This window comes from Streptomyces sp. NPDC046887 (assembly GCF_040644755.1).
GTDB lineage: Bacteria > Actinomycetota > Actinomycetes > Streptomycetales > Streptomycetaceae > Streptomyces > Streptomyces lichenis.
The window spans coordinates 157,293-181,273 of sequence record NZ_JBEYXH010000004.1; the positions used below are offsets into that span (position 1 = coordinate 157,293).

19 protein-coding genes, 1 tRNA gene and 3 pseudogenes are annotated in these 23,981 nt (G+C 74.2%); 14 read left to right on the top strand and 9 right to left on the bottom strand.

Annotated features, from left to right (window positions below):
• Positions 1-359: 359 nt before the first annotated feature.
• From ABZ945_RS06695 to ABZ945_RS06740, 10 genes are all read left to right on the top strand, one after another.
• Positions 360-3,419, top strand: a complete 3,060-nt coding sequence (locus ABZ945_RS06695; protein WP_361264968.1) for a BTAD domain-containing putative transcriptional regulator — start codon at positions 360-362, stop codon at positions 3,417-3,419.
• Between the two features lie 217 nt (positions 3,420-3,636).
• On the top strand, positions 3,637-4,881 hold the full coding sequence (locus ABZ945_RS06700) for a cytochrome P450 (RefSeq protein ID WP_361264971.1): 1,245 nt from the start codon (positions 3,637-3,639) through the stop codon (positions 4,879-4,881).
• A 170-nt stretch (positions 4,882-5,051) separates the two neighbouring features.
• Positions 5,052-6,185: an acyl-CoA dehydrogenase family protein gene (locus tag ABZ945_RS06705; RefSeq protein ID WP_361264975.1), complete on the top strand. Its 1,134-nt coding sequence runs from the start codon at positions 5,052-5,054 to the stop codon at positions 6,183-6,185.
• On the top strand, positions 6,175-7,353 hold the full coding sequence (locus tag ABZ945_RS06710; protein WP_361264979.1) for a GNAT family N-acetyltransferase: 1,179 nt from the start codon (positions 6,175-6,177) through the stop codon (positions 7,351-7,353). The genes ABZ945_RS06705 and ABZ945_RS06710 overlap by 11 nt, the downstream gene beginning before the upstream one ends.
• A gap of 62 nt (positions 7,354-7,415) precedes the next feature.
• A complete protein-coding gene (locus ABZ945_RS06715; RefSeq protein ID WP_361264982.1) occupies positions 7,416-7,901 on the top strand; it encodes an SRPBCC family protein in 486 nt (161 codons plus the stop codon).
• Between the two features lie 47 nt (positions 7,902-7,948).
• A complete protein-coding gene (locus ABZ945_RS06720; protein ID WP_361264985.1) occupies positions 7,949-9,208 on the top strand; it encodes an aspartate aminotransferase family protein in 1,260 nt (419 codons plus the stop codon).
• A gap of 75 nt (positions 9,209-9,283) precedes the next feature.
• Positions 9,284-9,607, top strand: a complete 324-nt coding sequence (locus tag ABZ945_RS06725) for an acyl carrier protein (RefSeq protein ID WP_361264988.1) — start codon at positions 9,284-9,286, stop codon at positions 9,605-9,607.
• Positions 9,604-10,860, top strand: coding sequence for a beta-ketoacyl-[acyl-carrier-protein] synthase family protein (locus ABZ945_RS06730; RefSeq protein WP_361264991.1), 1,257 nt, complete (start codon positions 9,604-9,606; stop codon positions 10,858-10,860). Before ABZ945_RS06725 ends, ABZ945_RS06730 begins: the two co-directional genes overlap by 4 nt.
• A 19-nt stretch (positions 10,861-10,879) precedes the next feature.
• Positions 10,880-11,938, top strand: a complete 1,059-nt coding sequence (locus tag ABZ945_RS06735) for an SDR family oxidoreductase (protein WP_361264994.1) — start codon at positions 10,880-10,882, stop codon at positions 11,936-11,938.
• A gap of 26 nt (positions 11,939-11,964) precedes the next feature.
• Positions 11,965-12,465, top strand: coding sequence for an NADPH-dependent FMN reductase (locus ABZ945_RS06740; RefSeq protein WP_361264998.1), 501 nt, complete (start codon positions 11,965-11,967; stop codon positions 12,463-12,465).
• Between the two features lie 78 nt (positions 12,466-12,543).
• Here the strand turns inward: ABZ945_RS06740 and ABZ945_RS06745 are convergent.
• From ABZ945_RS06745 to ABZ945_RS06775, 7 genes and pseudogenes are all read right to left on the bottom strand, one after another.
• Positions 12,544-12,711, bottom strand: a pseudogene (locus tag ABZ945_RS06745) (IS5/IS1182 family transposase); the annotation flags it as partial.
• Between the two features lie 158 nt (positions 12,712-12,869).
• The gene (locus ABZ945_RS06750; RefSeq protein WP_361265002.1) at positions 12,870-14,060 is read right to left on the bottom strand and encodes an acyl-CoA dehydrogenase family protein; all 1,191 of its coding nucleotides are present in this window, start codon (positions 14,058-14,060) and stop codon (positions 12,870-12,872) included.
• A 53-nt stretch (positions 14,061-14,113) separates the two neighbouring features.
• Complete coding sequence (locus ABZ945_RS06755; RefSeq protein ID WP_361265005.1) at positions 14,114-15,058, bottom strand: 3-hydroxyacyl-CoA dehydrogenase NAD-binding domain-containing protein; 945 nt, start codon at positions 15,056-15,058, stop codon at positions 14,114-14,116.
• Positions 15,059-15,083: 25 nt separating this feature from the next.
• A complete protein-coding gene (locus tag ABZ945_RS06760) occupies positions 15,084-15,818 on the bottom strand; it encodes an acetoacetate decarboxylase (protein WP_361265007.1) in 735 nt (244 codons plus the stop codon).
• A 12-nt stretch (positions 15,819-15,830) separates the two neighbouring features.
• Positions 15,831-16,652 (bottom strand): crotonase/enoyl-CoA hydratase family protein, encoded by an 822-nt coding sequence (locus ABZ945_RS06765; RefSeq protein ID WP_361265009.1) that lies wholly within the window; start codon positions 16,650-16,652, stop codon positions 15,831-15,833.
• Positions 16,649-17,842 carry a CoA transferase gene (locus ABZ945_RS06770; RefSeq protein WP_361265012.1) on the bottom strand — a complete coding sequence of 398 codons (1,194 nt, stop codon included), beginning with the start codon at positions 17,840-17,842 and terminating at the stop codon, positions 16,649-16,651. Before ABZ945_RS06770 ends, ABZ945_RS06765 begins: the two co-directional genes overlap by 4 nt.
• A 198-nt stretch (positions 17,843-18,040) precedes the next feature.
• On the bottom strand, positions 18,041-18,937 hold the full coding sequence (locus tag ABZ945_RS06775) for a LysR family transcriptional regulator (RefSeq protein WP_361265015.1): 897 nt from the start codon (positions 18,935-18,937) through the stop codon (positions 18,041-18,043).
• A gap of 104 nt (positions 18,938-19,041) precedes the next feature.
• On the opposite strand from ABZ945_RS06775, the pseudogene ABZ945_RS06780 reads away from it, so the two are divergent.
• Positions 19,042-19,612, top strand: a pseudogene (locus ABZ945_RS06780) (LysR substrate-binding domain-containing protein); the annotation flags it as partial.
• A 453-nt stretch (positions 19,613-20,065) separates the two neighbouring features.
• Here the strand turns inward: ABZ945_RS06780 and ABZ945_RS06785 are convergent.
• A complete protein-coding gene (locus ABZ945_RS06785; RefSeq protein ID WP_361265018.1) occupies positions 20,066-20,659 on the bottom strand; it encodes a hypothetical protein in 594 nt (197 codons plus the stop codon).
• 372 nt (positions 20,660-21,031) lie between these two features.
• On the opposite strand from ABZ945_RS06785, the gene ABZ945_RS06790 reads away from it, so the two are divergent.
• Both ABZ945_RS06790 and ABZ945_RS06795 read left to right on the top strand, forming a co-directional pair.
• Positions 21,032-21,457, top strand: a complete 426-nt coding sequence (locus tag ABZ945_RS06790; RefSeq protein WP_361265020.1) for a hypothetical protein — start codon at positions 21,032-21,034, stop codon at positions 21,455-21,457.
• A gap of 190 nt (positions 21,458-21,647) precedes the next feature.
• Positions 21,648-21,999: pseudogene (locus tag ABZ945_RS06795) on the top strand (site-specific integrase); the annotation flags it as partial.
• A gap of 100 nt (positions 22,000-22,099) precedes the next feature.
• Here the strand turns inward: ABZ945_RS06795 and ABZ945_RS06800 are convergent.
• Positions 22,100-22,173, bottom strand: a tRNA-Pro gene (locus ABZ945_RS06800).
• A gap of 610 nt (positions 22,174-22,783) precedes the next feature.
• Here ABZ945_RS06800 and ABZ945_RS06805 point away from each other — a divergent pair.
• Complete coding sequence (locus ABZ945_RS06805; RefSeq protein WP_361265022.1) at positions 22,784-23,980, top strand: acyl-CoA dehydrogenase family protein; 1,197 nt, start codon at positions 22,784-22,786, stop codon at positions 23,978-23,980.
• Position 23,981 lies beyond the last annotated feature (1 nt).

The window sequence follows — 23,981 nt, forward strand, 5'->3', positions numbered from 1 at the left end:
TGCCGGGAGGCCGCCGCAGCGCGCCCCCGCGTGGCGGGCGCCACCGGCACCGCCTGCCGTCGCCGGGCACCGGCCTCCAACACTCGGCGCTCGGCGCTCGGCGCTCGGCGCTCGGCGCTCGGCGCTCGGCGCTCGGCGGAGCCTGCGTTCCGGGCGCCGCCCCGCTGCCCCTCCGACGGGCCCCGTTTCCCGTCTCCCCGTTTCTCCCCCTGTTTCCCGTCATCCCGTCACCTGGAGTCCCCATGCCGTCATCGCACCGCGTCCCCGGGCCGGAGGGTGCCGACGCCACGGCTCCGACGACCGTGGAATTCCGCGTGCTCGGCCCCCTGCGAGTCGCGACCGGAGCAGCGGAGAGCGAGGTGCGACCGCCCCAGACCGCGGCCCTGCTCGCCGCCTTGCTGCTGCGCCACGGCCGGTCCGGCAGCACCACCACGCTGATCGACGCCGTCTGGGGCGGAGCCGTACCCCACGGGGCGCCCGCCGCCCTGCGCGGCCATGTGGCCCGGCTGCGCCGTCTGCTGGAGCCCGGGCGCCCTCCGCGTACCGCCGCCCGGGTGCTGGTCACCCGGCCGGGCGGCTACGCGCTGCGCCTGCTGCCGGACGCCCTGGACCTGACCGTCTTCGAGCGGCACATCGGCGGTGCCGAACGCGCCCTGCGCGCGGGGCGGCTGGGGGATGCGCTCACCCTGTACGGCACCGCGCTGGACCTGTGGAGCGGCGAACCGCTGGCCGGAGTCCCCGGCCCGTTCGCGGCCGCCCAGCGCTCCCTGCTGCGCGAACGGTGGCTGGCGGCGGTGGAGGCGCGGTGTGCGGTGCAGCTGCGGCTCGGCGCCCACGGTCCGGCCCTGGAGCAGCTCCGTACCCTGGCGCCGTCCCACCTCCGGCGCGAGCGGACGCAGGAGCTGCTGGTGACCGCGCTGTACGAGTCGGGGCGGCAGACGGAGGCGCTCGACGTCTACCACCGCACCCGGCACGCGCTGCTCCAGGCCGGCGGGTCCGGGCCGGGTCCGGCGCTGGAGCGGGCCCGGGAGCGGATACTCGCCGGTCCGGGGGTGGGCGACGGGGCGGACACCCTCCGGCCGGACGCCCCGGGGCATCCGGGCTCCGAGGCCTGCCCCGGACCGACGGGGACCCGCTTGGGACCGGCGGGAACCCACTCCGCAGCACCCGGGTCCCACCCGGCCGCCACCCCGGCGGAGGCCGGCCCGGTCCGCGAAACGGCGGGCCGTTCGCCGGAAACGGGCGCGTCGGCCGATGGGGACGCGCGGCGGACCCCGGCCCGGACCGTGCCGGTACCGGTGCCGGCCGCACTGCGGCTGCCGCCGCCGCCCGCCGACCTGGTGGGCCGGGACGCGGTGGCCGCCCGGCTGACGCGGGCTCTGGTGGACGGCACCGTCACCGCGCTGGGTGCCGTCAGCGGAATGGGCGGGGTCGGCAAGACCGCGCTGGCGGTGGGCGTCGCCCACGCCGTACGGGACCACTACCCCGACGGGATCCTCCACCTGGACCTGCGCGGGATGGAGGCGCGGCCCGCGGACCCGCACCAGGTGCTGCGCGAACTGCTGCGCGCGCAGGGGGTGGCAGCGGCGCACCTCCCGGCGGCCACCGCCGAACGCGCGGCGCTGCACCGCTCGTTGCTGGCGGACCGCCGGATGCTGCTGGTCCTCGACAACGCCCGGGACGCGGAGCACGTACGCGATCTGCTGCCGGCCGGGCCGCGGTGCGGCGCCCTGGTGACCAGCCGGGCCAGGCTGTCCGGGCTCGGCGGCGCCGCCCTGGTGCATCTGGAGGAGCTGGCGGAGGGGCCGGCCCTGGAGCTGCTGGCCCGGATCGCGGGGCCGGAGCGGATACGGGCGGAGGAGGCGGCCGCGCGGGAGGTGGTGGCCGGGTGCGGCGGGCTGCCGCTGGCCCTGCGGGTGGTGGCGGCCCGGCTGGCCGCCCGGCCCGGTCTGCCGGTGGCGGAGACGGCGCGGGCACTGGCGGACGAGCGGCTGCGGCTGAGCGAGCTCGACGACGGCGCGGCGGCGGTGGAGTCCACCTTCCGGCTGGGCACCGCGCTGCTCGGCCCGGAGCAGCTGCGCGCCTTCCGGCTGCTGTCCGTCCCGCAGGTGCCCGTGCTCTCCCGGCAGAGCGCGGCCGTGCTGCTGGAGCGGTCCGAGGCCGTGGCGGAGGGGCTGTGCGAGGAACTGGTGGACGCCAGCCTGCTCCAGTCGCCCGCTCCCGGTCGGTACGGCTACCACGACCTGCTGCGGCTGTTCGCCCGGTCCCCCGACGCGGACGGGTCCGCCGGGGAGCGCGCGGCCGCGCTGCTGCGGCTGCTGCGCCGCTGCGCGGCGCTCGCCCGGGACGCGTACCGGCTGGCGACCGCCGGGGACGCCTTCCCCGCCGACGACCCGGCGGAGACGGCGCCGGGTCCGGGGGCCGGTGCGCCGCCGGTGGACCGTGCGGCGGCCCAGGAGGCGGCCGCCGGCTGGCTGCTCGACGAACGCGCGGCCCATCTCGCCCTGGTCGAGCAGGGCGCCGAGACCCCCGGCGTCCCGGTGTCCCTGTGCGCGCGCCTGCTGGTCGCGACCGACCCGCTGGGCCGGGACAGCTCGCGCAGCCGTGCGCTGGAGCGGGCGGCCCGCGCGGTACGGACGGCGGCCGACCGGGCCGGGGACCCGGTGGCCTGGGCCATCGCCTCGTACATGCTGGGCGGCTCCTTCGCCATGCGGTTCGAGATGGGATCGGCGGTGCCGCTGCTCCGGGGCGCCGCGGAGGTCTTCCGGCGCGAGGGGCGCGGCGCACTGCTCGCCCACGCCCTGAACGCCCTGGGCGGATGCGCCCTGGCGCACCGGGACTTCGCCGCCGCGCTGCGCCACCTCGGCGAGGCGCTGGAGCTGGCCCGGGAGACGGAGAGCCCGGCGTGCGAGGCGGTGGCCCTCGGGTACCTCGGCATCGCCCTGCTCGCCACCGGCCGCGCGGCGGAGGCCGTGCGCACGGCCCGGGCGGCCGTCGCGCTGGCGCGGTCCTGCGGGGACGGCGCGGGGGAGGCGAACGCGCTGCGCGCGCTCGGCCAGGTCCTGCTGCACACCGGGCGCCACCAGGAGGCGCTGCGGTGCCTGCACGGCAGTCTGGACCTGTGGCGCGGGACGGGGTCGTCGTTCCGGGAGGCGCTGGTGCTCGGGGGGCTCGCCGAGGCGTACAACCTGGCGGGCCGGCCGGAGGAGGCCCTGGAACACGCGGCGCGGGGCCGGGAGCTCGCCACCCGGCACGGCGACGACTACCTGCTCGGCCGGATCCTCACCGAGTTCGGGAACGCCGTGGGGGCGCGGGGGCGCCCGGAGCAGGCGGCCTTCTACCACCGGCAGGCGCTGCGGATCTTCCGGCGGCTGGGCATGCCGGAGGCCGGCGACCTGGAGGCGCGGCTCGGCCCGTGACCCACCCGTGCGGCCCGGTGGGTCCCGGCGGTGCGCGAACGGCGTTGATCTTGTGTTGACGCGCTGTTGAGCTCGTACGAGCAGAGCGGTGACAGGCTCCTGGCACCGCCCCGGTACGGGTTCCCGGACCCGTCCGTACCGCCGGTCCGTACCGTCGCGGCGGCCCGGACTCCCCGCGGTACCCGGGACCGCACGCCGATCCGCTGAGGACTGCCCCTTGGACCCCCACACCCCGCTCGACCCCGGCCCCTCCTCCCAGGAGCTGCTGTTCTCGCTCTTCACACCCGAGGGGCGGGAGAACCCGTTCCCAGCGCTGGAGGCGCTGCGCTCCACCGAGCCCGTCTACCACGACCGGGACCTCGACACCTACTTCCTGACCACCTACGCGCACTGCCAGGCGGTCCTCTCCGACTCCGCCTTCCGCACCCCCGACCTGGAGTGGTGCGCGGACCATCTGCCGGACTGGCGCGAGCACCCGGCCGCCGACTTCTTCTACTCCTCCATGCTCCGGGCGAACCAGCCCGACCATACGCGGCTGCGGCGGCTGGTCGGCGCCGGTTTCACCCCGCGGCGGGTGGCGGCCCTGCGCGGCGCCGTCGAGGAGCTGACCGACGGGCTGCTCGACACCTTCGCCGACGCCACCGCGCACGGCGGCACGGCCGACTTCCAGGATCTGGTGGGATATCCGCTGCCGGTCGCGGTGGTGGGCGAGCTGATCGGTGTGCCGGCGGCCGACCGGCCCCGCTTCCGCGGCCTGGGCGGTGACGCCAGCCGGCTGCTGGAGCCGGTGCGCACCGAGGAGGACTGGCAGCGCGCCGACACGGCGGTGACCGCGCTGCGCGGCTACTTCGAGGACCTGCTGCTGCGCCGGGCGGCGGAACCCCGCGAGGACCTCGCCACCGTGCTGCTCGCGGCGCAGGAGGACGGCGACCGGCTGACCCGCAAGGAGCTGGTGGACACCCTGCTGCTGGTGTTCGTCGCGGGCTTCGAGACGACCACCGCGATGCTGGGCCAGGCCGTGCACGCCCTGCTGCTGCATCCGGAGCAGCGGGCGGAGGTGGCGGCCGATCCCTCGCTGGCCGAGCGGGCCGTGGACGAGTCGCTGCGCTGGGACACGCCCGTGCAGATGACTGAGCGGATCGCCGGCGCGCCCGCCGTCATCGGCGGCGTGGAGATCCCGGCCGGGGGCAATGTCACCACCGTGCTGGCCGCCGCCAACCGCGATCCGGAGCAGTTCCCCGACCCGCACCGCTTCGACCTCCACCGCTCCGGGACCCGGGTGCTGAGCTTCAGCGCCGGACCGCACTACTGCCTCGGCGCGGCGCTGGCCCGGCTGGAGGGGTCGGTGGCCCTGCACCGCGTCTTCACCCGCTTCCCGGGACTGGCCCTGGCCGCTCCCCCGGTGCGGCGCGAGTCCTTCAGCCTGCGGGTGTACGAGCACCTCCCGCTGACCGCCTCCTGACACCCCGCGCGGCGCCGCCGTACCCGCGCGCACTCCGCCCGCGGCCCGTACCCGCGCCGTACCCCGTGCGCCGCCCCGCGTGGCGACGCCGTACCCGCGCCCCGTACCCGCCGCGCGCCGCGCCCGCGCGCCCCGAACCTCCCCACGACCGAACGCGAAGGACCGAGACGATGGCTTTCCTCGACACCGAGCGCGCCGTGCTCGAAGCACTGCTCCCCGGGCTGGACGCGGCACTCGCCCGCCACCCGCTGGCCGAACTGGAACAGCCCGGCAGCCCGGCGGTCGCCGCGTTCCGCGAGGCGGGCGGCGCCGCCCTGCTCGTGCCGCGGCAGAACACCGGCATCGGCGCCGACCCCCTGCAGGCGGTACGGCTCCAGCGGGCCGTGGGCGCCCGCTGCCCCTCCCTGGCCGTCGCCACGACCATGCACCACTTCTCCGTCGCGAGCCTGGTGGAGACCGCCAAGCACGGCGCCGGGTTCGAGTGGATGCTGCTGGAGGCGGTCGTCGGCAAACGGATGCTGCTGGCGTCCGGGTTCGCCGAGGGGCACACCGGCCAGTCCATCCTGCGCCCGTCCATCCGCGCCGAGCGCCGGGGCGGCGAGGTGGTGCTCAACGGCAGCAAGAAGCCGTGCAGCCTGGCCCACTCCATGGACCTGCTGACCGCCTCCGTGCTGATGGCGGACGACGACGGCACCGAACGCCTCGCGGTGGCCATCGTCCCGGCGGAGACCGAGGGCGTCTCCGTCCGCCCGTTCTGGCGCAGCACGGTGCTGGCCGGGGCCGAGAGCGAGGAGGTGGTCCTGGCGGACGTCCGGCTCGACCCGCAGATGGTCGTGCTGACCGATGTCACCGCCGACGCGGTGCTGGACTCCCTGCACGTGGCCGGCTTCCTCTGGTTCGAGCTGCTGATGAGCGCCGGCTACCTGGGCACGGCCAGCGCCCTGGTGGAACGGGTGCTGCGGGCCGGGCGCGCCCCCGCCGCCGTACGGGCCGCCCTGGTGACCGACCTGGACGCCGCGATGCTCGCGGTGGAGGCCGTCGCCCGGAGCATGCGGGAGACCCCGGACTGGGGTGAGGAGCTGCTGGTGGGCGCGCTCACCGCGCGCTACGCGGCGCAGGACGCCATCGCCCGGACCACCGCGGCGGCGCAGGAGGCCCTGGGCGGGATGGCGTTCATCGGCTCCGACGAGGGCGCCTATCTGGCGTCGGCGTCGGCGGGCCTGGCCTTCCACCCGCCGTCGCGCGGGCGGATGGCGGAACCGCTGTGCGCGGCACTGGACGGCGAGCCGCTCCGTGTCGGCTGAGTCTTCGGCAGCGGCGGATCCGGCCGCCACCGGATGGAGCGTGGAGCTGCTGGACGCGGCCGAGGCGATCCCCGGGCCGGTGTGGGACGCCCTGGCGCCGGCCGACGACCCGATGTGGGACCGGGGGGTGTTCACCGCCATGCGGCGCGCGCGGATCGGCCCGGACGCGTACGCCTTCCTGCTGGTGCGCGACGCCGGCGGGCAGCCGGTGGCGATGCTGCCGCTCAGCGCGGTGCGCGGGCTGCGGCTCGACCGGGTGGTGGGACCCGCCGAGCGGAAGCTGCTGGCCCCGGTGGCCCGCGTCCTCCCCGGACTGGTGAGCGTGCCGATGCTGTTCTGCGGCAACTTCGTCGGCCAGGGGCATGTGGCGAGCGGGGGCCGGCCGCTGCCCGCGCCGGTGGCGCGGCTGCTGGTGGACGGGGTGATGGCCTACGCCCGGCGGCACCGCCTGGGCACCGTGGTGTTCAAGGACTTCGCCCCGGACGGCCTGGCCGCGCTGTCCCCGGAACTGGAGCGCGCCGGATTCTTCACCGTCGCCTCGCTGCCCGACACCGAACTCCCCCTCCCGTACGAGGACTTCGAGGCGTATCTGACCGCGCTGCCCGCCAAGGCGCGCCGCAACGCCCGCAGCAAGCTGCGCAAGTTCCAGGCGGAGGCCGAGCTGCGCATGGAGGTCCTGGAGCCCGCGGGTTTCCTGCCGCTGGTGCCCGACATCATGCGTCTGTACGGGCAGGTCATGGAGCGGGCCGACCAGACCCTGGACGTGCTCGACGAGGCGTTCGTCCGGGCGCTGGCCGAGCAGGAGGGCACCGAACAGCGCCTGGTGGCCTGCTTCGAGGGCGACCAGCTGGTCGGCTATCTGCACTGCCTGTTCCGCGGGGACGGCGCGGTCGGCGCCCGGATCGGCCTGGACTACCGGCTGGCCCACCGGGCGCGGCTCTACCACAACCTGCACTACGCGGCGATCGAGCTGGCCATCTCCCGGGGCTGCCGGCACATCCGCTTCGCGCAGACCGCGTACGAGCCCAAGCGCGAGCTGGGCTGCGAACTGGTCGAGCAGAGCTACGCGCTGACCCACACCGGCCGGCTGCCCCGGGCCGTGCTGCGGCGGCTGCTGCCGCCCGCCCTGGAGAAGGCCCGCGCGGAGGCGCTCGCTCCGAGGTCCTGACTCCGGCGCGCCGCCGTTTCCCTCCCAGCGTTTCCCTTCCCTCCACACGAAATGAGAGCCCCATGCCCCTCGTCCAGGTCGAGATCCCCATCGCCGCTCCGCCGGAAGCCAGTTGGCGGGCGGTCGTCGATGTCGAGAGCTACCCCGGCTGCATGGACAGCGTCCGCTCGGTCACGGTCGTCGAGCAGTCCGGCGCGGACGAGCGGACCACCGCCTGGTCCGTCTTCCTCAAGGGCTCGCAGCTGGAGTGGGTGGAGGCCGAGCGGCTCGACCACACCGCCCGGCGCTTCGACTTCCACCAGGTCAGCGGCGACCTCGCGCACTTCGTCGGCCACTGGGGGGTGCGCCCGTCCGAGGACGGCGGCAGCCTGGTCTCCCTGACCGTCGAGTTCGACATCGGCATCCCGCTGCTCGCGGAGATGCTCAACCCGGTCGCCGCCACCGCCCTGCGCGAGAACGCGGAGCAGATGCTGCACGCCCTGGAGCAGCGGCTCACCGGTGCCTCGGGAGCCTCTGGCACGGGCGCCCCGGGCGTCTCCGGCTCATGAGCCCCCACCCCGTACCCCCGTTCCGTTCCGGCCCGCAGGAGGCTGCCTTGGCATCCCCGTCCACGACCACCCCGTCCGACGCCGGCGAGGTGTTCGACCAGCTGCGCCGCCACCAGTCCCCCAAGCTCGCGCTCACCGGCAAGTTCGCCGGCCGGGGCGCGGTGGAGTCGAGCGCGCTCGGCGCCCGTGTCACGCTCTCCGACGGCCGTACGGCACTGGACTTCGGCTCCTACGCCGTCGCCCTCCTCGGGCACCGCCACCCGGGAGTGGTCGCCGCCGTGGCCGGGCAGCTCGACCGGATGCCCACCTCCACCCGCAGCCTGGCCAACCCGGTGGCGGCGCGGGCGGCGGCCCGGCTGGCCGACTACCTCGGCGGGTCCCTGCCCAAGGTCTACTTCGGCCTCAACGGGGCCGACGCCGTGGAGGTGTCGGTGAAGCTCGCCCGGCTGGCCACCGGCCGGGACCGGGTACTGGCGGTGACCGGCGGGTACCACGGCAAGACGCTGGGTGCCCTCTCCCTCACGCACAGCCCGCTGTTCCGGGCCGGGCTGCGGGGTGCCGACATCGACACCGTCCACATCGACCCGCGGGACCCCGGCGCCGTCCGGGCGGAGCTGGACCGGGCGCCGGTGGCCGCGGTGGTCTTCGAACCCGTGCAGGGCGAGAACGGCGCGGTGCCGCTGCCGACCGAGGTGCTGCGGCAGTGGTGCGAGGACGCCCACGCGCACGGCGCCTTCGCCATCGCCGACGAGATCCAGTGCGGGCTGCGGCGCTGCGGCGAGCGCTCGGTGGCCCTCGCCGACGGCCTGCCCGTGGACGCCGTGCTGGTCGGCAAGCCGCTGGGCGGCGGGGTGGTCCCGCTGTCGGCCGTGGCGTGCACCGAGGAGCTGTACCGGCCCTTGGAGCAGGACCCGTTCCTGCACTCGGCGACCTTCGGCGGGCATCCGCTGAGCTGCGCCGCGCTGCCCGCCGCCCTGGACGCCGTGGAGGAACTGGCCGAACACGGCGCCGCGCTGGCGGACCGGCTGGCCGCCGGCCTGCGCGACCTGGGCGAGCGCCATGACGAGGTGATGGCCGGCCACCACGGCCGCGGACTGCTGTGGGGGATCGACTTCACCGGCCCCGGCGCGGCCGGCGAGGCCGTGGTGGCGCTGGCCGACAAGGGCCTGCTGGTCTCGCCCTGCCTGGGCCGCCCGACCACCGTGCGGCTGCTGCCGCCGCTGGTCACCACCGAGGCCGAGCTGGACGAGGCCCTGGACATCCTCGACTCCGCCCTCAGCGCGGCCCGGAGCGGGCTGACCGCCTGACACCCCCTCCCCGCTCCAGCCGCCACCGGCCCGGCGACGGGCCCCCTCTCCCCACCGCACGCACGGAGGACCCCCATGAGCAAGCCCACTGACCCCGCCGGTTCCGGCGCTCCCACCTCGTCCGAAAGCGCCGGCCCGGCAGCCGACCGCACCGGTGACGACGTCTTCACGGTCTTCCGCGAGACCATCGCCGAGGTGCTCGGCACCTCCCCCGACGCCATCGTGGAGAGCACCGACCTGCGCGCCGACTACGGCATCGACAGCCTGGAACTGATGTCGATCGGTGCCCAGCTGGAACGCTCCCTGAATGTGCAGATCTCGGTCGAGGACCTGGTGCGGGCCGACACCGTGGGTGAGGCAGCCGCCCTGCTCGCCGAGCGTACGGCGGGCCGGTCGTGAGCCGGCCCCGTACCGGGTCCGGGCCGGACCGCCCGCGGGTCGTGGTCACCGGCATCGGCGTCAAGAGCCCGGCCGGCCTGACCCTGGACGAGGTGATGGAGACCGTGCTCGCCGCCCGGTCCACCGCCGCGGCCGTCCAGAAGGACCTGGTGGCCGCCGGGTCACCGGTCCACATCGCCTGCCGGGTGCCGGACTTCGACCTCGCCCCCTACATCACCCGGCGGGAGCTGCGCCAGATCGACCGCCCCACCGAACTGGCCCTGTGCGCCGCCGTGGACGCGGTCGAGCAGGCCGGGCTGCCCGCCCTCGCGCCGAACCGGGTCGGCGTGCACCTGGGCACGGGCATCGGCGGACTGCCCACGATGGAGGGGCTGGTGCGCGACCACGACGCCGAGCCCACCGCCATGCCCGTCTTCTCGGTGCCCCGCACCATGGCCAACTCGGCCGCCGCCCGGGTGGCCATGCGCTGGGGCTTCCAGGGCTCCTGCAACACCTACGCGACGGCCTGCGCCAGCGGCGCCACCGCCATCGGCGAGGCCGCCCGCCGCGTCCAGTACGGGGAGTTGGACGTCGCCGTCGCGGGCGGCTTCGACTCCGCCGTGACGACCTTCATGCTCAGCGGCTTCGCCCGGATGCAGGCCGTCTCCCAGCGCAACGACGCCCCGCTGCTGGCCAGCCGCCCCTTCGACGCCGGCCGCGACGGCTTCGTCATGGGCGAAGGCGCCGCGATGGTCGTCCTGGAGCGCCTGGACTCGGCGCTGCGCCGGGGCGCGCCGATCTTCGGCGAGATCGCCGGGTACGCCACCAACGCGGACGCCCACCACATCGTCGCCCCGCACACGGACGGGGCGGTCGCCGCGGCGTGCATGGCGGACGCCATCGCCGACGCCGGGCTGCTGCCCGGGGACATCGGCCAGATCAGCGCCCACGGCACCGCCACCCAGGCCAACGACAGTGCCGAGGCCGCCGCCATCCACCGCTGCTTCAACGGCCAGGCGCCCCCGGTGACCGCCGTCAAGGGCGTCACCGGGCACCTGATCGGCGGGTCCGGCGCGCTGGAGGCGGTCATCGCTCTGGCCTGCGCCGAACGGGGTGTCGTACCGCCCGTCGCCAACCTGGCCACCTCCTCCGAGTCCGACCGGATCGACGTCGTGGCCGGGAGCCCCCGGCGGGTGGGAAGCGCTCCGGTGCTGTCCAACTCCTTCGGCTTCGGCGGGCAGAACGCCTGCCTCGTCCTGCGATCCGCCACCTGAACCACCGGGAGTCCCCCTCATGCGCATCCTTCTGACCGGCGCCGCCGGTGTGGTCGGCGCCGACGTCGCCGCCCGCCTCGCCGCGGCGAACCCCGGCGGCGCCCACGAACTGGTCCGCACCGCCCGCCGCGCCACGCCCGCGGCGGCACCAGCCGCCGAACCCGCGCCCGTGGCCTGGGACATCGGCGCCGCACTCGCCCCCGCCGAGCTGACCGACCGGCCCTGGGACGTCATCGTGCACACCGCCGCCTCCACCCGCTGGACGATGTCCCGCGAGGAGGCCGCCGACGCCAACGTCCGCACCCTGCGCTCCGTACTCGGCCTGGCCGGACCCGGCACCCATGTCGTCCATGTCTCCACCGCCTACGTCGGCGGCGTCCGTGCCGCCGAGGACCTGCGGGGCGAGGAGTTCGAGGGCTACCGCAACGGCTACGAGTGGTCCAAGGCCGTGTGCGAGGAGATCGTGACCGGCGAGCACCGCGGGCCGGTGACCGTCGTCCGGCCTCCGCTGGTGCTGGGCAGCCGCGCCGACGGCGCCATCGGCCGCTTCTCCGGCCCGTACAGCCTCTTCCCGGCCCTGGTCTCCGGGCTGGCGGCGGTCGTCGTGGGCGACCCGGACGGCTTCGCCGAGATAGCCCCGGTGGACGAGGTGGCCGAGGTCGTCGCCGGCGCCGCCCTCGGCCCGGCGCCCGCCACGCCCCGTACCGAGGTGATCGCCGCCGGACAGGGCAGCATGCGGCTGTCGGAACTGGTCCGCGTCACCTGCGACACCCTCAACGCCTTCCGCGCCGAACACGGCGTCGAGCCCATCGCCGTCCCGCCGACCGTCTCCACCGACAGCTGGAACCGGTTCTTCCTGCCGCTGGCCGAGCAGTGGCTCTCCCCCGTCCAGCAGCAGGCCGTCCGGCTGCTCGCCATGTTCCAGAGCTACACCAGCATGAGCGAGCCCTTCACCCCCACCCGCACGGTGGCCGACCCGCACGGCGTGATGGCCGCCTCCGTACGGCACTGGGCGCACAGCAAGCCCCGCCAGGCGCTCGGCCGCCCGGCGCCGTGGACCCGCGTCGGCGCGGCGTGAGCCACCGAGGAGCGGACACCCCCGCCATGCACGCCCTGCTGATCAGCGGCAGCCCCCGGACGGCCTCCGGCACCACCGCGCTCGCCTCGGTGGTCGGGGCCGCCCTGCACGGCCGGGGTGCCACCGTGACCACGCTGGAACTCGCGGCGCCCTCGGCGCCCCGGCTGCACGAGGTCCCCCGGCGCTACGACGCGGTGGTGCTGGCGAGCCCCGTGCACCACGCCAGCTACTCCGGTCTGCTGAAGTCCGCCCTCGACGAGGTGCCCGGGGACTGGCTCGCCGACACCGCCGTCGGTCTCCTCGCCCACGGCTCGGGCCCCCGCACCGGCGGCGTGGTCTGCGAACACCTGCGGACGGTCGCCAAGGCGCTGGGCGGCTGGGTGGTGCCCACCCAGGTCGCGTCCTGCCCCGCCGACTTCACCACCGGCGACCACGGCGCGCCCACCCCGGACGAGCCGCTGCTCCGCCGCTGCCGGACCCTGGCCGCCGAGCTCCACCGCTGCGCCACGATGCTGCGCCTCCCCTGACCCCACCCGCGGCGGTCCGGCCCGTACCGCACACCGCGGCGCCCGGCCGGGGAGCGGTTCCCGGCCGGGCGTCGTGAGCACCAGCAGCGCCCGATCCTTGAGCGGCAGCGACCATGGCCGGCCCTTGCGGACCGGATCGGCTCCCTCGCGCCGCTACGCGGTGATCCGCTTGCTGAACCGCCGCGGACTCGGCCCGGTGAACGGACCTGTCCACACGGGCCCCGACGCCGGGACCACACCAGCCACGGCTAGATCGACTCACCTCTGACCATCAGTTACGGGACAACCTTCGATGCCGTCGTCGTACCCCTGCGGCCCGGCGTGCAGCGACGGGCCGCAGGGGTGCGGTATGCGGCTGGGAACCGGTCCGCGCGATGCCCGCAGGCGGCCGGGCGGGGGTCTCGTCACACGAAGGCGCTCTGCCCGGTGATGGCCTTGCCGACGATGAGAGTGTTCATCTCGCGCGAACCCTCGAAGGAGTAGACCGCCTCGGCGTCGGCGAAGAGCTTGGCGACCCCGTACTCCAGGACGATGCCGTTGCCGCCGAACAGCTCCCGCGCCCAGGCCACGACCTCGCGCATCCGGGTGGTGGTGAAGGCCTTGGCGAGTGCGGCCTGCTCGGGGGTGTCCTGGCCGGCGTCGGCGAGCTGGGCCAGGCGGGTGACGACCCCGAACATGGCGGTGATGTTGCCGAGCATCTTCACCAGCAGGTCCTGGACGAGCTGGAAGCCGCCGATGGGCCGGCCGAACTGGACGCGCTCGGTGGCGTACCGGCGGGCGAGCTCGTAGGCGCGTACGCCGATGGCGAGGGCCTGCCAGGCGACACCGCCGCGAGTGGCGCGCAGTACCTCGGCGGTGTCCCGGAAGCTGCCGATGCGCTGCAGCCGGTTCTCCTCCGGCACCCGTACGCCGTCCAGTACGAGGTCGGCGTTCTGCACCGCGCGCAGGGCGATCTTGCCGTCGATCTTCTCGGCGGTGAAGCCGGGGGTGCCCTTCTCCACGACGAAGCCCTTGACGTTGCCGTCCGCCTCGTCGCGGGCCCAGATGACGACCAGGTCGGCGAAGGTGCCGTTGCCGATCCAGCGCTTGGCGCCGTCGAGCACCCAGGTGTCGCCCTCTCGGCGGGCGGTGGTGCGCATGCCGCCGGCGACGTCGGAGCCGCCTTCCGGTTCGGTCAGGCCGAAGGCGCCGATCTTGCGGAAGGCCACCATGTCGGGCAGCCAGCGGTCGCGCTGCTCCTGGCTGCCGCCGCCGTCGATGCTGCCCATCGCCAGTCCGGTGTGGACGCCGGCGGCCACCGCGAACGAGGGGTCGACGCGGTTCAGCTCCAGGTTGAGGAAGCCCTGGAACAGGGCGCTGCGGCGCTTCTTGCCGGTGCCGCTGTACTCCGGGTAGGACCGGCCGGCCAGGTCGAGTTCGGCGAACTTCCCGAAGACGCCGTCCGGGAACTCCGCCTTCTGCCAGGCCTCGTCCGCCAGCGGCGCGAGCTCCCGCTCCAGGAAGGCGCGTATGTCGGCCAGTTCGGCGCGCTCCGCCTCGCTGAGCAGGGCGGCGAAGCCGAAGAAGTCGGGGTCGGTGGTGACATGCCGTGCCATGGGTGTGTCCCTCTCCGTGTGGGGGTCCGTCAAAGGTGTGCCGGCGGGCGGCGTCAGTCGGCGACCGCCGTGTTCACGGCGAGCTGCCCGCGGTCGCGTCGTTCGGCGCGGGCGCGGTAGGCGGCGGGGCCGGTGCCGTAGGCGGCCTCGGTCTGCTCGATGACGCGGGCGAGGGCGGCCTCGCCGATCGCGGGGGTGCCGTCCGCCTGGTCCAGGCCCTTGCCGAGGTGTTCGATCATGTGGCGGATGCCGCCCGGGCCGCCGCCGAGGTGGTAGCTCTCGAAGGGGCCGACGACCGCCCAGCGTCCGCCCAGTGAGGTCTTCATGATGGTGTCGAGCTCTTCGGCGGTGACGACGCCGTCGGCCACCAGGCGGAACGCCTCCCGGAGCACCACGCCTTGCAGGCGGTTCGCCACGAAGCCCTCGATCTCCTTGCGCAGGCGCACCGGGACGCGTCCCAGCGACCGGTAGAACCCGGCGGCCCGCGCCACGGTCCGCTCGCTGGTGCGCGTCCCGGGCACGAGTTCCACCAGGGGGACGACCTGCGGCGGGTTGAACGGGTGGGCGACCAGCATCCGGGCCGCGGCCTCGTCGGGCAGCCGCCGGGCGATGGCGGAGGGGACGATGCCGGAGCTGGAGGAGGCCAGGACGGCGTGGCCGGGCGCGTGCCGGGTGATGTCGGCGAAGAGCTCCTGCTTGAGTTCCAGCCGCTCGGGGCCGTTCTCCTGCACCAGGTCGGCGTCGTGGACCGCCTCGGCGAGGTTCGCGACGACCTGGATGCGCTCGCGCAGGTCCCGCGCGGTCGTGTGCAGGCTCGCGGCCGGCAGGGGCAGTGCCTCGTCGAGGGTCTCCGCCAGGTCGGGGCGCGGGTCGGTGAGGCGCACGGTGTGCCCGTGGGCGGCGAACAGGGCCGCCCAGCCCAGTCCGACGGTTCCGGCGCCGACCACGGCCACCGTGGAGATGGTGTCGCCGGGGTGTGCGGTGCTGTGGTGGTTCATGATGAGTCCTTCTCGTTCCGGCAGCTCAGGCGAGGTAGTCGTGGACCGGCCGGACGCCGGCCAGGGTGAGGTCGGCGATGATGTGGCTGGCCGAGACGACCTCCCGTACCGGCAGGTCGGCGAGCGGGGCGAGTACGTGCGCGAAGAGCTGGAGGCGGGCCGGACCGGTCCAGGCCTCCTTGACGACGATGTCGGAGATCTCGGTGCGCACCAGGTCCGCGACCCGTGGCCGCTGGTCGTAGCCGAGGACGAACTTGAGCATGTACGTCGGCACGGTGATCTGCGCGCGTGCCGCACCGAGGTCGAGAGCGTGGTGCTTGTAGCCCATGGTCGCCGTGGCGACGCGGACGGAGCCCTGGTCCAGGACTCCGACCAGGGCGCCCTCCTCCGCGAAGAGCGCGGGCCGGGCCATGGTCTTGGGGTAGGCGCCGGCCTCCCGGCCCGAGGCGGTGGCGGCGAAGCTGTCCAGGTACATCGCGTGCAGGTACTCGCCGCGTTCCCGGCCGAGGCGTACGGGGATGGCCTGGCCGCCCTCGACGTAGGGGCCGAAGGAGGTGGCGTCGCCCATCTTCATGATCTCGAACCGGACGAGCGGCTCGTCGATCTCCAGCGGCTCGGGCACCACGGCCCGCAGCGCCTCGGGGTCGGTGCGGTAGACGATGTTGAGGTACTCCCGGTCGGTGAACCGGGGGGTGACCGGTGCGTACGCCGGCCGGGTCAGCGGCGTGATCGCCGCCTGCGGAACGTCCTCGGCGCGCATGGCGCGGTCCTCCTAGCGTCCGGTCCAGTGGGGTGCGCGCTTCTCGGTGAAGGCGCGGATGCCCTCGGCGAGGTCCTGGGACCGCCCCAGGGCCGCGAGTTGCTCGCGCTGCGCGGCGAACGCGGCCGGTTCGTCCAGCCGGTCGGCGAGGCGGACCACGGTCTTGACGGCAGCCAGGGCGAGGGGGGCGTTGCCGGTGAGCTCCTCGGCCAGGCGCAGCGCGGCGGGCAGGGCCTGGCCGGGTGGCGTGACGGTGTTGACGAAACCCAGTTCGGCGCCGCGGTCGGCGGTGACGGTGCGGCCGGTGAGCAGCAGTTCCATGGCGAGGTGGTGGGGGATGCGCCGGGGCAGCCGGATGGCTCCTCCGCCGCCCGCTATCAGTCCTCGCTTGACCTCGGGGAGCGCGAACACGGCGTCGGCGGCGGCGATGACGAGGTCGCAGGCGAGGGCGATCTCGAAGCCGCCACCGAGGGCGAAGCCCTCCACCGCGGCGATCAGCGGCTTGTGCGTCTCGGTTTCGGCCAGGCCCGCGAACCCCTTGCCGGGGATCTCGGCGGATTCGCCGCGGGCGGCGGCCTTGAGGTCCATGCCGGCGCTGAAGGTGCCGCCCGAGCCCTGGATCACGCCCACCCGCAGTGCCGGGTCGGCTTCCAGCCGGTCGACGGCCCCGGCGAGGCCCTGGGCGACCGCGGCGTCCACCGCGTTGCGGGCCGCGGGGCGGTTGATGGTGATCACGAGCGTGGATCCGGCCTGCTCGGTGGTGACGGCCGCGGTCGCGGTGCTCTCCCCGCCGGCGCGGGGGTCGGAGGTGCCAGTGGTGCCGGAGGTGTTCATGAGCGGCTGCCTTCGAGTTCGCTGAGGATGTCGTCGGTGTCCTGGCCGGGCCGGGGCGCGTGCCGCCGGACGGAGGCCGGGGTGGCGGAGAAGGCCGTCGGGATGCCGATGACCCGGTAGCTGCCCTCGGTGGGGTGTTCGGCGACGTCGAGCAGATGGCCGTCCTGGACGTAGGGGTCGCCGGTCGCCTCCTCCAGCCGGAGTACCGGCCCGAAGGGGATGCTGTGTTCGGTGCACACCTCGGCCCACTCGTCGGTGGTGAGGGCCGGGGTGACGGATTCGAGGAGGTCCAGGAGGTCGGCGGCGTCGTTGCGTACGTCAAGGCGTTCGGCGTTGACCCGCGGGTCCTCCGCGAGGTCCGGTCGGCCCGCCGCGTGGAAGAGGGTGCGGAAGTCCTGCGGGCTGTACGGGATGACCATCGCGTGGCCGTCCTTCGTCCGCCGGGCCCCATGGCCCTTGAGCAGGGAGTTGGGGAAGCCGGTCGGGCCGAGCGGCGGGTCGAAGGTGTGCCCGTCCAGGTGCTCGACGAGGTTGAACGCCAGCAGGGCGTCCGTCATGGGGACCTCGACGAGTTGGCCCTCGCCCGTGGCGCGCTGGTGGACCAGGGCGGCGAGTGCCGAGTGGACGATCGTCAGCGCCGCCACCTTGTCGGCGAGGATGCTCGGCAGGACGGTCGGCACACCGATGTCTCCGGCCCGCTCGGCCAGGTCGACCAAACCGGAGGCGGCCTGCACGGTCTCGTCGTAGGCCGCGAGCCGGGCGCGGTCGGAGTCGGGGCGGAAGCCCTGGGCGTGCACGTAGACGAGGTGCGGGTTCGCTTCGGCGATGCTGTCGTAGTCCAGGCCGAGGCGGCGCAGAGCACCGACGCGCATGTTGCAGATCAGGATGTCGGAGCGGGCGATCAGCCGCAGGGCCCGGTCGCGGTCGCCCTCCTCCTTGAGGTTCAGGCTGATGCTGCGCTTGTTGCGGTTGACGTTCAGATGCAGTGGTGTCATTCCGGGGTGGCGGTATGTCATGCCGTTGTGGACGGTGTCCCGGGGTGACTCGATCTTGACGACGTCGGCGCCGAGGTCTCCGAGGACCTGCGCGGCGTAGGGACCCATGACGACGGTGGCCAGGTCGATGACGCGGACCCCGGCCAGCGGCCCGCCGCTCCCCTCCTCGTTCGTCCCGCTCTCGTGCGTAGCCATTACCACTCCTTGCGCGGAATCTCGGGTGGCACCCGCCGGGACGGTCCGGCGGTGCCCTCTCGCCTTCACCGTCCACGCTAGGAATTCCAGTTGCCTCAGGCAATCATTAGGTGATACCGACTCGGGGAGAACGGTATGACCGGCGCGGTCACACCGCCGGCGCGGAGGCGAGCGGCACGGCACGGGGCGCCGATACCGTCAGAAGACGTCCTCGATATGGGCCACGAGCGCCCGCAGGTCGCCGCCGTCCGCGGCGCGCTCCTCGGGCCAGATGAGGCCCGTCGCCAGCATGGGACGGAAGTCGTCGAAGGGCAGGATGACGCACTCACCCTTGTCGAGTTCCCTGATCGGGTTCCCGGGGTCGAGCATGGTGAGGGCGAAGGAGGATCCGTTGGCGATGACCTCCCGCACGCTGCCGTAGTCCGCGCTGTCGAGCGTGATCCTCCGGTTGATGCCCGCCGCGGCCAGCCGTACGGAGATCTGCTCGAAGTACGTGGGGACGAACCCGGGAGACATGGTGACGTACGTCAGGTCCAGGAGGTCACCCAGCGAGACCGACGTCCTGCTCCCGAACTCGGCGGCCGGCAGGAGCGCGCCCAGCGGTTCCTCGAACACGCGCCTCACCTGGATGCCGGGCGCGTGCACGGGAAGGTGCACCACGGCGAAGTCGAGCCGGCCGCGGCGCACGGAAGCCAGCAGATCACTGCTGCCGCCCGGCCAGCGCTTGAACAGGTACTCCCCCGAGCCGCGCTCCTGCAGCTGCTGGAGCCGCTCACGGACGCTCAGGTGGATGCCCGGCGCTATCCCCATGGAGACCACCGTCCGGCCCTCCTCGGCGATCGCCTCCCGCAACCGCCAGGGGACGCTGTCGAACGCCGACAGGGCGTTCTTCGCGATGGGCAGCAGAGCCACACCCGCGCGGGTCAGCCGGACGCTGTGGGTGTCCCGCTCGAACAGCACCGTGCCCAGGTCCTGTTCCAGGTCCCGGATCCGCCTGCTCAGCGGTGATGTCGCCATATGCAGCTGCTGTGCGGCCCTGGTGAAGCTGAGCTTCTCGGCCACCGCCACGAAGTACCGCAAATGGAAGATCTCCATCGCGCGCACCCTACACGAGGTTCCGATACCCGCGGGGTGGGACCAAGTGGCCCACGCACTGCCGGCGTACGGGGCGGTGAGGCGCCGGCCACCTTTCCTGCCGCCATCCGGAGCCGGACGCCCGCCTCCAGGAGATCGACCCCCGTCTGTCGGTGGAGCTGGTGGCCCGCGGGGCGGTCGACCTGGCGGTGGCCCATGACGGGGACATCGCACCGGTGCCGGTCCCGCCAGGCGTCGCGGCGGCCGACATCGGGGGGGACCTGTGCGACCTCCGGGTGCCGGCCGGCCATCCGCCGGCGCACCGGGCGTCGGTATGCCGGGAGGACTGGCCGCCGAGCGGTGGATCTCCCCGCCCCCGGGCACCGTCTGCCACGACTGGCTGGTGCGCACCCTGCGGGCGACCGGCGGCGAGCCCCGGATCGTCCACCGCGCCGAGGAGAACCACACCCAGCTCGCCCTGGTCGCGGCGGGCCCCGGCATCGCCCTGGCGCCCCGGTCGGGCTGAGGTCCGCTGCGGTGGGGGTACGGGCCGTCCGGCTGGACCCGGTGCCGAGCCGGCGGCTGCGGGCCCTGTGGCGCACCGGCGCGGCCCGCCGCCCCGCCATCACCGAGACCGTGCGCACACTGGTACACCTGTGGCCCGAGGTCGCGGGCCCGGACGCCGCGGCTCACTGAGTCGCCGCGGGCTCCCCCGAGGAGTCGGCCGGGTCCGAGAAGTCCGAGGAGGGGGAAGCCGCCGCGCCCCGGCCTCCGGCCCGGCAAGCGGCAGCGGTGGCGACGGTCGTGGGGACGGCCACCGAACCGGCCGTGGAGACCTGTCCCGCCGGCGCCCGCACGCCGCCACCAGCGGGCGGTGAGCGGGCCGAGCAGCACCAGCAGCACATACGCGGTGGCCGGCGACCCGATCCGGGGTTCAGTGGCGGCGGCCAGACCGGCGATCACGACCGAGAACTCGCCCCAGGCGACCAGCGCCCCACCGGCGCCGCCCGGTATCCGTCGGCAGCCGCCGCCTGCGCCCACCCGTCGTCCCAAAGGAGTGGCCGACGATCCGCGCCGACAGCTCCGGCAGCGCCGACCACGCTGGTCGGCTTTCGACCCCGACTGACGACGCCACCGACACCACAGGCCCTAGCTGACCGTCAGGCTCGTGAAGTGGAGGGTGACGATTTGGGTGCTGCCGTTCTCGACCTTGACGACCCTGGGCTCTTGCAGAATGAACTGCTTCATCACGTTGCCCGCGAAGTCCAACTGTTCGAGCGACGCCGACCCGGGCTGGGTCTTGCCGTCGATCAGGTCGGTGAACTGCTGGGACTGCTCGGAACCGCGGGTCACGGTCACCGTGCCCGCCTGCGACTGCTCTCCGGGGATGAGCCGGAGGCCGTCGGCCGGGTTCTGCTGGGTGGGCTGGTCCAGCGTGATCGCGGAGACCTCGGTGAGGGTGTCGATGCCGCCGTCGACGCTCAGCCGGAGCTGCCGGGGGGCGAGCTCCTCGCCCTCCTGGATTTTCAGCTCGCCGCCTTCGGGCTGGGACAGCGTCGAGGAGCCCTTCGCACCCGCGTCGGGCGGGCCGGTGGGCGAACTGACCTTCGGGGAGGCACTGGGATGCGGCGCGCCGGCGTCCGAGGACCCGGAGTCGCACGCGGTCAGCAGCCCCAGAAGCAGTAAGGCTGCGGCGGCCACGCCGGCCGTGCGGCGGCGCGAGTTGGTGGCGGAACGAGACATACAGAGACTCCCTGAGATGCCGATGTCGAGGTGCAAGTGATGCCGTACATACGGGTCACGTGTGAACGCCCCAAGCATGTGCGGCACTTCCTCCACGCAGCCAGGAATTCCGGGCAACCCGGGACGGTGGAACGCGGAAACGCCCTCTGGCCTGGGCATACGCAAGGTCCCTGGAACGCCGAGTTGGAACGCCACACTCGGTCACCTCCCCAGGCCGGCCCTCGGCGGGCCCACCACCGCCCGGCCCCTTCCGCCTGCTCTCCACCCGGCATGCGCCCCGGGCATTGCGTCCACGCGCCGCCCCATGCGACTGCCGCCCCACCGCACAGGACGGACAGCCTGTGAGCGCCCAGCCGACCGCGGGAGGTCACCATGTCACCGTTCGCTCGCCGCGCTGTCTCCGCCCTGACCTGTCTTACCGCGGCGGCCTTGGCGACGGCCGCGCCCGCCGCCTCGGCCACCCCCGCCACGGAGCAGGGCGTCAAGTCGATACAGCTGCAGTGGGCTTCCGCCTCGCCGGCCGATCCACCACACCTCAACGGCTACCTCACCATCGGCGGCACCTACACCTGCACAGAACCGACGGGCACCACGGTGGACGTGTCCTTCACCGCCATGCAGATCCTGCCGCTGGCCATGCCCTCCGGCGTCGGCTCCCTGCCCTGCGGCCCCGGCGTAGTCGACGCCAGCTGGGAGGTCACCAGCGTCGCCAACGCCGAGGTTCACCGCGGGTGGACCAACGTCTTTCTCACCTTCGACGGCCAGACCGCGCTACCCCAGCAACTCGACGCCGCCTAGGGCGCACCCGACCATCCCCGCACACATGACAAAGGCCAGGGACAGCAGGACAAGTTCGGCTCGGTCGAGCCGTTCGCGTCCACCATCCGGTGGATGCGGCGGCCGGTGAGGACTGCGGCAGGATGGACAGCGAGGAGCTCCTCCGTTCGGCCGGCCCTGCGCGCTCTGCTGGCCCGTCCGGAGGGCGGCCACCGCTGGGCCCGATCCCGACGCCCGCCTGTTCACCGGCCCGCGAGGCGGCCGCATCTCCACCGCCGTCCTACGCGACGCCACACACCGGGACCACGTGGTCACCGAGCTCGGCTACGAGCACCTGCGGCGCCACGACCTCCGGCACACCACACTGACCTGGTTCGCCGACGCCGGGGCGCAGGTGCACGTCCTCCGCAGGATCGCCGGCCACGGGTCGCTGACCCACCACCCAACGCTACCTGCACCCGGGCGTCCACAAGATCACGGCGGCTGAGGTGGCGCTCTCGGCACACGACAGCGCACTGCGCGCCCCGCGCTCGCTGCCCAGCCCCGTTGCCAGAACCCGCTGACCCCGGTCAGGCACGCCGGTCTCCGACCGATCCCCGAGAACGACCGAGGGCCGGTTTCGGATGTCTCCGAAACCGGCCCTCGATAACCGACTCTCTCACGTCGGGACGACAGGATTTGAACCTGCGACCCCTTGACCCCCAGTCAAGTGCGCTACCAAGCTGCGCCACGTCCCGTTGCCCGTCTGACCTGCGGTTTCCCTCGGCCCTGCGTGCAGGAAAACCATACCCCACTCCGGCGGGTGATCACGAACCGCTTTCCCCCGGGCCCCGCCGGCCAGGACGGCGTCCGTGGTGTTCGAGGGCCCGGGGGCGCGTTGCGCGGGGTGTGGGGGCGCCGTGTGCGCCGTCGGGCACCACCACGCGCCCGAGGCGGGGGCGGCGCCGGGCCGGGAGGAGGCATATGCCAGGCGTCCGATGGCGCCGTACCGCCGTGCCCTGGCCGGATTCCGGCCGGAGTGGGGGCGGGCCGGGCCCGGCGGTTCCGGGGTGGCGGAGGGGGTCCGGACGGGCGGACCGGTGGGGCGGGTGGGGCGGCTGTGACCCGATGGGCCGCCGGGGCGGCACCTGGGCCAAAGAGGCGTCAACGCGATGCCGTTGGCATGTGGCAGAAAGAAGCGCGAAGGGAAAGGCTTGCGGTGAAGAACGGACAGCCCCATCCACGCGCTCCCTCTTTCCGGTCATGCGGACCTCGTACGGGCGGGTGGGCGGGCACCGGCACGGGAGCACGCCGACGCACCGCTGCCCGGCCGAGCCACCAGCAGGCGTTCCGCGAGGAGGCGCGCGCATGGACGGATACTTCAGCAGTCGACTCCATCATGAGCTCCGCAGCACGGTGCGGGAGTTCGCCGAGAACGAGGTGAGACCGCTGATACCGGCGATGGAGTCGGCCCGGTCGGTCCACCATGAGCTGTCCCGCCGGATCGCGCGGCAGGGCTGGCTGGGGGCGACCATCGGCCGGGCGTACGGCGGGATGGGCGTCGGGCACCTCGGCAAGACCATCATCATCGAGGAGCTGTCCCGGGTCAGCGCCGCGATGGGAGCGATGGTGCAGGCCTCGCAGTTGGGGGCGGCCAAGATCGTGCACTTCGGCAGCGAGGAACAGCGCAAGACGTGGCTGCCGGCGGTGGCGGCGGGCGAGTGCCTGCCGACCATCGCGGTGACCGAGCCGGAGTCGGGCGGGCATGTGCTGGGCATGGCCGCGACGGCCGTACGGGACGGCGGCGACTATGTGCTCAACGGCCACAAGGTGTATGTCGGCAACAGCCATGTGGGGGATCTGCACGGGGTGGTGGTGCGCACCGGGCCGGGCTCCCGGGGGCTGACCGCCTTCCTGGTGGAGGCCGGCCGGCCCGGGTTACGGGTGGCCGAGCAGCGGGAGGCGATGGGGCTGCACGGCTTCAGCTTCGGCGAGCTGGTCTTCGAGGACTGCCGGGTGCCGACGGGGCATCGGCTGGGCGAGGAGGGCGACGGGCTGGCGGTCGCGTACTCCTCCAGTGTGCTGTACGGGCGGGCCAATCTGACCGCCGTGTCGCTCGGCATCCACCAGGCGGTCCTGGAGGAGACCACCGGCTTCTGCGCGGAGCGGGTGCGCTACGGCAAGCCGCTGCACGAACTGCCCTCGGTACGGCTGAAGCTGGGCCGGATGCAGTCCCGGCTGATGACCTCCCGGCTGGCCGCCTACCACGCGGTGCATCTGCTCGACGCGGGGCTGCCGTGCGACGCGGAGCTGATGAACGCCAAACTGGTCAATGTGGAGTCGGCGCTGGACTCGGCGCGCGACGCGATGGAGATCCACGCGGCGGCCGGGCTGTTCACCGACCGCCCCGTCGAACGCCATCTGCGCGACGCGCACCATATCTTCGCCCCCGCGGGCACCTCCGACGTCCAGCTGCTGCGACTGGGGGAGGTGGCGCTCGGCACCGCGAAGGGCCAGTGGTCGCAGCGGCTCTCGGAGCTGGTACGGGCCGAGCCGGTGCGGTAGG